General features: G+C 67.7%; 6 protein-coding genes and 1 pseudogene. 4 read left to right on the plus strand and 3 right to left on the minus strand.

Going from position 1 to position 7,202, the window contains the following annotated elements:
• Position 1: 1 nt before the first annotated feature.
• Positions 2-1,912, minus strand: a complete 1,911-nt coding sequence (locus tag ACIP9D_RS32235; RefSeq protein WP_350877371.1) for an Hsp70 family protein — start codon at positions 1,910-1,912, stop codon at positions 2-4.
• A 167-nt stretch (positions 1,913-2,079) separates the two neighbouring features.
• Between ACIP9D_RS32235 and ACIP9D_RS32240 the strand changes: the two genes are divergently transcribed.
• The 3 genes from ACIP9D_RS32240 to ACIP9D_RS32250 all read left to right on the plus strand — a co-directional run bounded on the left by ACIP9D_RS32240 (position 2,080) and on the right by ACIP9D_RS32250 (position 4,893).
• Positions 2,080-2,277, plus strand: coding sequence for a hypothetical protein (locus ACIP9D_RS32240; RefSeq protein ID WP_350877373.1), 198 nt, complete (start codon positions 2,080-2,082; stop codon positions 2,275-2,277).
• 1,106 nt (positions 2,278-3,383) lie between these two features.
• Complete coding sequence (locus tag ACIP9D_RS32245; protein ID WP_350877375.1) at positions 3,384-3,731, plus strand: Lsr2 family protein; 348 nt, start codon at positions 3,384-3,386, stop codon at positions 3,729-3,731.
• Between the two features lie 487 nt (positions 3,732-4,218).
• The gene (locus ACIP9D_RS32250) at positions 4,219-4,893 is read left to right on the plus strand and encodes a hypothetical protein (protein WP_350877376.1); all 675 of its coding nucleotides are present in this window, start codon (positions 4,219-4,221) and stop codon (positions 4,891-4,893) included.
• 697 nt (positions 4,894-5,590) lie between these two features.
• Here the strand turns inward: ACIP9D_RS32250 and ACIP9D_RS32255 are convergent.
• Entirely contained in the window at positions 5,591-5,875 is a 285-nt protein-coding gene (locus ACIP9D_RS32255; protein WP_350877378.1) for a hypothetical protein, read from the minus strand.
• Positions 5,876-5,936: 61 nt separating this feature from the next.
• Positions 5,937-6,200 carry a helix-turn-helix domain-containing protein gene (locus tag ACIP9D_RS32260; RefSeq protein ID WP_350877380.1) on the minus strand — a complete coding sequence of 88 codons (264 nt, stop codon included), beginning with the start codon at positions 6,198-6,200 and terminating at the stop codon, positions 5,937-5,939.
• A gap of 331 nt (positions 6,201-6,531) precedes the next feature.
• Here ACIP9D_RS32260 and ACIP9D_RS32265 point away from each other — a divergent pair.
• Positions 6,532-7,202 (plus strand): annotated as a pseudogene (locus ACIP9D_RS32265) (IS3 family transposase); the annotation flags it as partial.

Below are 7,202 nucleotides of genomic sequence, written 5' to 3' on the forward strand. Positions count from 1 at the left end.
CTCAGCCTCCCCCGCCCGGCGGGGCGGCAACACCCCACGGCGCCACCGACGGCTCCCCCGCGGGCCGCGTCTGCGCGGGGCGGACGACGCGCGTCCACAGCCGGGCGGCCCACCACACGGCGATAGCGAGGGCGTAGATGACGCCGAGGGTGCCGGCGGCCTGCCGGCTGACGATCGCGGCGGTGATCACGGCGAGGGGTGCGGCGAGGATGAGGCGGAACACCAGCGGTGTCACCAGCGCCATGACCACCCCGACGCCCAGGAGCAGGCCGCCGACGCGGCCGGCGATGTCGATCCACAGCACCAGATGCGGCCACCGGTCGGCGGTCAGGGAGTACTGGATCAACGCCATGCCGGCGGCCGCGGCGGTGATGGAGCCGGTCGGCGGGGCCAGCAGCGCCGACCAGCCGCCGTGGGGTGCGCGCCATTGTCGGGCGGCGACGACTGCGATGGCGGCGGCCATCAGCACGGTCGGGGTGATCGGCCAGAGGGCCCATTTGAGGTACGCGCCCACCGGCTGGCCCAGGTATTGGCTGGCGACCACGGCGTAGAGGCCCGCGATCGCGAGGCCGAGGGAGACGGCGGTGAGGATGCCGACGCTGACCTTTCCGCCTTCGGAGCGGGTGTCGGGGGTGGGGCTGTGGGCGGCGACGAGGGAGCCGAGGATGGTGCCCGCACCGAGGCATGCCAGGAGGGCGAACACGGCGGCCATGGTGAGCTCGCCCCAGTTCAGGGTCACCCAGTAGTGCACGTTCAGCGCGCTGTGCTGCTCGGCGGTCATGAGGCATTGCCAGATCAGGGCCAGGGATGCGAAGCCGGGCACGGCGATGGCGACGGCCCGTCGCACCGGCGGCACTGGCACTTCGACGTGGGCGGCCGCGGTGAGGTTGGCGGCTCCGGCGTCCGCGGCGCCGCGCGCGGCGGCGAGCGCGGGCTCGGTGACCACCGTCGGCGTGAGGCCGATGTATTCGGTGATGAGCGTTTGGAGCTGCGGTAGGTGGGCGGTGCCGCCCACGCAGTAGATGCCGGCGAGGTCGTTGGTGCTGATCTCGGCCGCGGCGATGGCGTCGCTGGTCAGCTGGGCCACGCGCTGCAGTACCGGGCGGGCGGCTTGGTCGAGCATCGCACCGTTCATGATCACCGGCGGGCGGTCGGCCAGTGGCACGGTGACCGCCGGATGCTGCTGCAGGGCCTCCTTGGCGGCTTGGACGCTGGCCGCCACCATCCACCGTCCGGCGGCGTCGTCATCGGCCAGGGCGACATCACCGGTGAGGGAAGCGGCTAGCGCGTGATCGATCGCGATGCCGCCGGCGTCCGGATCGGCGAGGGTCGCGAGGACCTCGAATCCGGCGGGTCCTCGGCGCAGCACGGTGACTTCGGCGCCCGCGCCGACGTCGCAGACGGCGATGAACGACCCGACCTGCAGTTGCAGGCCGTTGGCCAGGAGATGCTCGGCGACGGCGACCGGGGCCTCCACCAGACGTGGCTGCGGCAAACCGGCCCGGTGGGCGACGTGCCGCAACCAGGTGCGCCGTCGCGGTCCCCACCCCGCGGGTACCACCAGCCGCACATCCCGTACCGGGCCGCCGGCTACACGCTCGGCCTCCTCGTTGACGCGGCGCAGCGTCGCGGCCACCAGGTCAACCGCGTCGACGGGATTTCCGGCGACGGTGAGCTGGTCGTCGGCTGGCCGGCGCGGGTGCGGGATGAACCGCTCCGGTTGCTCCGCCGCAGCCTGCCAGGCCCGCTGTCCCGTCCGCACCTCACCATCGGCAGAGAGGTGGACAGCGCTGGGCAGGTGCGGCGCCCCGTCGAAGGACAGCGTTGACGAGTTGCCGTCGGGCCAGGCGAGGACACCGATGGTGCTGGCATTGCCGCAGTCGATCGCCAGCCGCGCCTCCCCCGCCTGCATACGCATAGTCAAACATGAGGATCACGCTCACGTCATCTCACCGCTACCTACAGGGACGACGAAGAGGGAGCGGGTTATCCCCGCCTGCAGGGGCTTCGCCGGCGCACGCTCGGGCCCACTACGGTGCCTCCCGGACACGAACCATATCCGCGTGATACGCCTTGCGGGTGGAGGTGCTGTTGCGAGGCGGGCCAGGCGACGGGCAGGTCGCCGAAGGCGGCGGTGAAACCGTGGTCTGGGGCGCGTGTCTGTACGAACGCACATCCGGCATCGGGCGCTCCCGCGGCCGAGACCTGCGCGTGTACCAACACCGGCCCGACTGTTGCAAGCCGTACGGACGCGGTTCAGAGGACCGCTGCGAATAGGCCCACGGGCAGGCGTCCAAGCAGGTTCAACTGGCCAGGCACGCGAACAGGTCGTTGCCGGTTGAGCGTTGCCAGCCGCCGATCGATAAGATCTTCGCTGGCAGGAGAGCACCATCGCACATGCAGGGCTTCCCCGGACCGACGTGTAACTCGCAGCAGGCAAGGTCTCGCGGTTGACGCCGAACTAGCCAAAGTTACGGATCATGCGGCTGTATTCCAGAACCAACGCCGGCAGTCTGACGCCGCGGACGCCTCAGGGCACCAGGCCGGTAGCGCGAACACGGCTCCTCGGCAGGATGCCAGGTCATAAGAGCGCTAATCCCCGGGAGGCGCTTCCGGCGGGGCTCGTTCTCTGCGCCCCTCCTCATCGCGCGCCCCCGGCCGCGGCGCGCAAAAGTCAACTCCTGGCACGCGTAGTCAACAACAAGGCTCCAAGTGAGACCGAAGATGTTCATGGCAAGTGATGACGAAGGGTCAGCGGCACAACCGATGGCATGTATCTCGCACCCAGTGACCTGGCCCTCACACCAATGTTGCTCGGCGCACTGGTTTGGCAACCGGCACCGCCCCGAGTAGTTCCTGTGCCGGTTCCAAGCGTGGCGAGCGGCGGCCTAGTTCGTGAGTGGAGGGCGGGACTTGGAGAGCAGCGCTCTGGTTCGGCTGTTGCGCCTGGTCATCGCTGTCCTGTCGGGCAGTCTGGCTGCCACCATCACGAGTTGGATCGCTTGGGCCGCCGAACTCAACCTCGGCGAGGCCTACTGACTGGTGGCTGTTCCTTTGTCAGCTGTTTCCTAATGGTCCTGAGAGCGATCAGGCTTGTTACCGGCCGCGACGCATGACCTCCCGACGTCCTGGGTGAACTCGCGAAGCGTACATGTCAACTGTGCCGTGTGGCCCGTCGACGACCACGGCTCACGGCCAGGTGGTGGAAATACACCGCGGCCTCCGAGCACGTCTAGCATGGGGCTGGCCTCGTTGCCGACGCCGACAACGGTTCATGCTGAAGTCCTGGGCGAGGCCCATCTCGTGTCGGCAAATTCGCCTGACTACTCTTAGTCTAGCGGCAGGGCAAACGCCCACTGACACCAATTCAAGGAGTAACTACTGTGGCTCGCAAGGTAATCACTGTGTTGACGGACGATTTGGATGGTGGCACGGCCGACCGAACCGTTGAGTTCAGCCTCGACGGCGTGCGGTACTCCATCGACCTGTCCGACCAGCATGCTGGAGAACTGCGGAAGGTCTTAGATGTGTACATCGACGCGGGCCGTCGCCTCGGGCGCGGCGACACGGACAGTCTCAGCGCCGACCGACGGGGCGCACGCTCAACGGCTACCCGCTCGGACCGAAGCCAGAACCAGGCGATCCGGGAATGGGCGGCGAAGAACGGCTATGAAATCTCCGACAGAGGCCGCATCCCGCTGTCGATCGTCGATGCATACAAGAACAGGTGATCGACCTGCGCCAACGCAAGGCGCGCGGCGCGACCCGTGTGATCCCGCCACCGTATGGGCGAGCGGGGTCGTCGAACGCACCCCAGCGCTGCTGAGGCACACCGGCGGCTGCCCGTGACCGCGAACGCCACTCCGTCACCTCAGAAGCAATGAATCGCTGGGCCGCAACCAGCGGCATGCTCCGCCGCCTGACGCGCGGTGGACCAGCCCCCGTCAAAAGCCTGGACCCTCGATTCCTCAAGGTCTCTTCAGCACCTCGCTGCTGCGGGCACGGCTGTGGCCGGCCGCCGCAACCACCGCCGACAAACAGCTACCGCCGTCCAGCCCGGCGAACGATCTGGCTGACGCGCCTAGCGGTCTACCCACGAATATCCGATAGCTTCTAGTCCCGATCAGGAACGCCTTATCCGAGGAGGGCCCAAGTCCCCGTCGCGCGCCCGAGGCGCGAGAGACGACAAAGGCGCCGCTTCAGCCTGGAGGTTTAGCCATGACTTCTTACACCATCACCATCGCCCCAGACGATCCCAGCCAAGCGACCACCACACTGACCGTCGAGCTCAACGGCGCGAGCGCACGCATCACCGAACTGCTGGTACGCGCCGGTGACGGAGACGGGCTGACCCCGGGCCAGATTCCCACGGTCGACCTGGATCTACTGCTCAAGGCAGTCACACCTACCGTTGACGGGCAGCAGGCAATCACCATGTTGCCTTCCCCCGCCGCCGACGACGCGACCAATCCGAAGGACGACGAGAGGACCGTCCCCGACACTCAGCCCGCCCAGGCCGCCGACATCGTCACCTCCGTCGCTGATGAGCCGGCAACGCCCATCCCCGCCAAGAGCGACACGACCGAAGTCGCCGTCCCGAAGCAGACGTCGCGGGCGAAGGCACAAGCCACCCGCGCGACCCGAACCGGCGGGCGGAAAGCCGCAGCAGTCGCCAAGGCCACCAACACGACCCGGAAAACCAAGCAAACCGCGAAAGCCGAGCCGTCCACCGGCAAGGGACGTAGCTACCGGCGCTCACCCAGTGACTTGGAGTCGGTCTACCAGCAGGCCGGCGGCGTTGCCGCCCTTGCCGATCACTACGACGTGCCCCGGCACACCGCCCAAGGCTGGATCCGTACGCTACGCCGCCGGCAAGCCAGCTCAGCCCAGTAGCTCCTGTCACCCATCGACGCGATCTCCGGTGACCAAGCTCGGCCCCGCCGCACTGATCGCCGACAGCGACGACCGGACGGGCGTTGCGGCATGTGGAATCCGGCACGCGGACAGGCAGCGACATAGTCGCCCGCAACCCCCTCAACAAGATGATCGGGGCTCTGCTGCAATCGGCCAACTGTCGGAGGTCGGTCGCCGCCCGGTCGGTCGCCTCGTCGAGGCGACCGATACGGCCGCTGTCGCACGATGTAATGGTGCGATGCCGCGTGGCAAAGATGGCTAGCCTCTGCGTTGCCACGTCTGGAGCACCGCGAAGCGTCCTGATTCGGTCAGGGCTTGCAGGAGACACCGGGGTTGCTGACAGTCGCGTAAAACAGTCATCATGGTCGATGAATGGGGTGACATCGGCGGTGGGACTTATCGATGCGCTTGCGGGCGGTGGGGTCACGCTTGTGGTGGAGTATTTGCAGCGGGCTGATGCAAAGGTCGATCGACAGGTTCAGGAGGCTGATCGTCGACGGGCGGCGACCGTGCAGCATCTTGCCGCTGCTGATGCGTTCCCCAGCCCGTCTCGGGAACTTTGTAGGGCGGTCGACTCATTGCCAGCCAGGACCGTGCCCGCGGAACTCGGTGAGCCCGAGTCCGCCGCTCGCGGGCCTGCACCGACAGTACATCGAGGCGTGGAACGCGCTTGAGGTCAGCCTCGGCGAGATGCCTGGTAGTAGCGGGCGCGCCGGCGCTGCCTGGGTAGCTGTGCGGTGACTGGTGCCTTGCCGGCCGCGGTGGAGATGCCGGTGGGTTCGATGAACTTGACGTCGATCTGGACCCGGTTGCCGGGCAGCTGCTTCTCGTAGCGCTTGTAGCGTTTCTCCCGGCGCTGGTAGCGCTGGGAGGTGGGCAGCCGGTTGAGGCCCAGGCGCCTGAGGATGTTGTAGATCGCCGAGTGGCCGATCTCGAGGTCGTGGTACCGCCTGAGATACATCTGGATCTTGACTGGGCCGAAGTGGTAGTTCTGCCGCAGGTAGACGATCTTGTCGACGATGTCAGCGTGGGTGGCTTGTCGGGCTGTGGTGCGGCCTGCGAGAACGGTCCCGCAGACCTGCTAGCCCTTCTTCCTGGTAGCGGCGCTGCCAGACGGATAAACGGGTGCGGCTGATGCCGTAGTAGCGGCACGTCTGTGCCAGATTCCCGCTGACCTCTTCCGCATGGCGCAGGATCGCCAGCCGCCGCCGGGCCTGCCGATCCTGCTGTTGATCAAGCGACGGGGCATGGAGTCTCCAACGATCGGAGAGTCGAAGTGTCAACAACCTCCGGCAGTTCTAGACCTAGAGCCACCCGTACAGCCAAGTCCATCCGCCAGATGCCGACGAAGCCCGACAACGACGGACAGGCTGCCCAGGCGTGCAAAGCCAGGCCAGCCACCCCTAATGCTCTTCTAATCGGAAGCCGGCGTGGGCCAGTAACCGTGGCGCGGAAGCGGGCACGAAACGCATTCTGGCTGCCCGCCGCCCCCAGGCGACTCGGGCAACACGACGGCTTGAGCACGCTCTTCCAAACGGACGCTGCGTGCCCGCCCGACCCGCGGTCTGAACCGCCCCGGGTTTGATGGCGGCCCGACCTCTTGTGGAGGATCGAGCCATGTCACGCCCTTCCCCTTATCCTCGTGAGTTGCGTGAGCGAGCGGTGCGGATGGTCGCCGAGGCGCGGCCGAACTACGAGTCTGAGTACGCGGCGATCGGCGCGGTGGCCCACAAGCTCGGGATCGGCACCGCGAAGACACTGCGTAAGTGGGTGCGCCAGGCCCAGGCCGACACCGGTGAGCGGACCGGGGTGAGCACCGACGAGTCGGCCGAGTTGAAGCGGTTGCGGCGGGAGACCGCGGAGCTGCGCCGGGCGAACGAGATCCTGAAGGCGGCGTCGGCTTTCTTCGCGGCCGAGCTCGACCGGGCACAGCCACGCTCGTGAGGTTCATCGACGAGCACAAGCAGGTGTTCGGCGTCGAGCCGATTCGCCGGATCCTGCGCGAGCACGGCTGGCAGATCGCGGCCAGCACCTACCGGGCCGCCTGCCGGCGCATGCCCTCGACCCGCTCGCGTCGCGACGCCTGGCTCGCTGGCGAGATTCGGCGGGTGCACGCGGCGAACTACGGCGTCTATGGGGCCCGGAAGGTGTGGCTGACCTTGAACCATGAGGGCATCCCGGTGGCCCGGTGCACGTCGAACGGCTCATGCGCCAGCTGGGACTACGCGGAATCGTGCGGGGCAAGACCCGACGCACCACGATCGCCGACGAGCACGCCCTGCGGCCGG

Origin of the sequence: Micromonospora sp. NPDC093243, assembly GCF_044753725.1 — a bacterium.
Classification (GTDB): domain Bacteria; phylum Actinomycetota; class Actinomycetes; order Mycobacteriales; family Micromonosporaceae; genus Micromonospora.

Excerpts from the sequence above, each read along its gene's own strand:
- ACIP9D_RS32255 (WP_350877378.1), bottom strand. The coding sequence starts at position 5,875 with ATGTATCTCAGGCGGTACCACGACCTCGAGATCGGCCACTCGGCGATC.
- ACIP9D_RS32235 (WP_350877371.1), bottom strand. The coding sequence starts at position 1,912 with ATGCAGGCGGGGGAGGCGCGGCTGGCGATCGACTGCGGCAATGCCAGC.
- ACIP9D_RS32250 (WP_350877376.1), top strand. The coding sequence starts at position 4,219 with ATGACTTCTTACACCATCACCATCGCCCCAGACGATCCCAGCCAAGCG.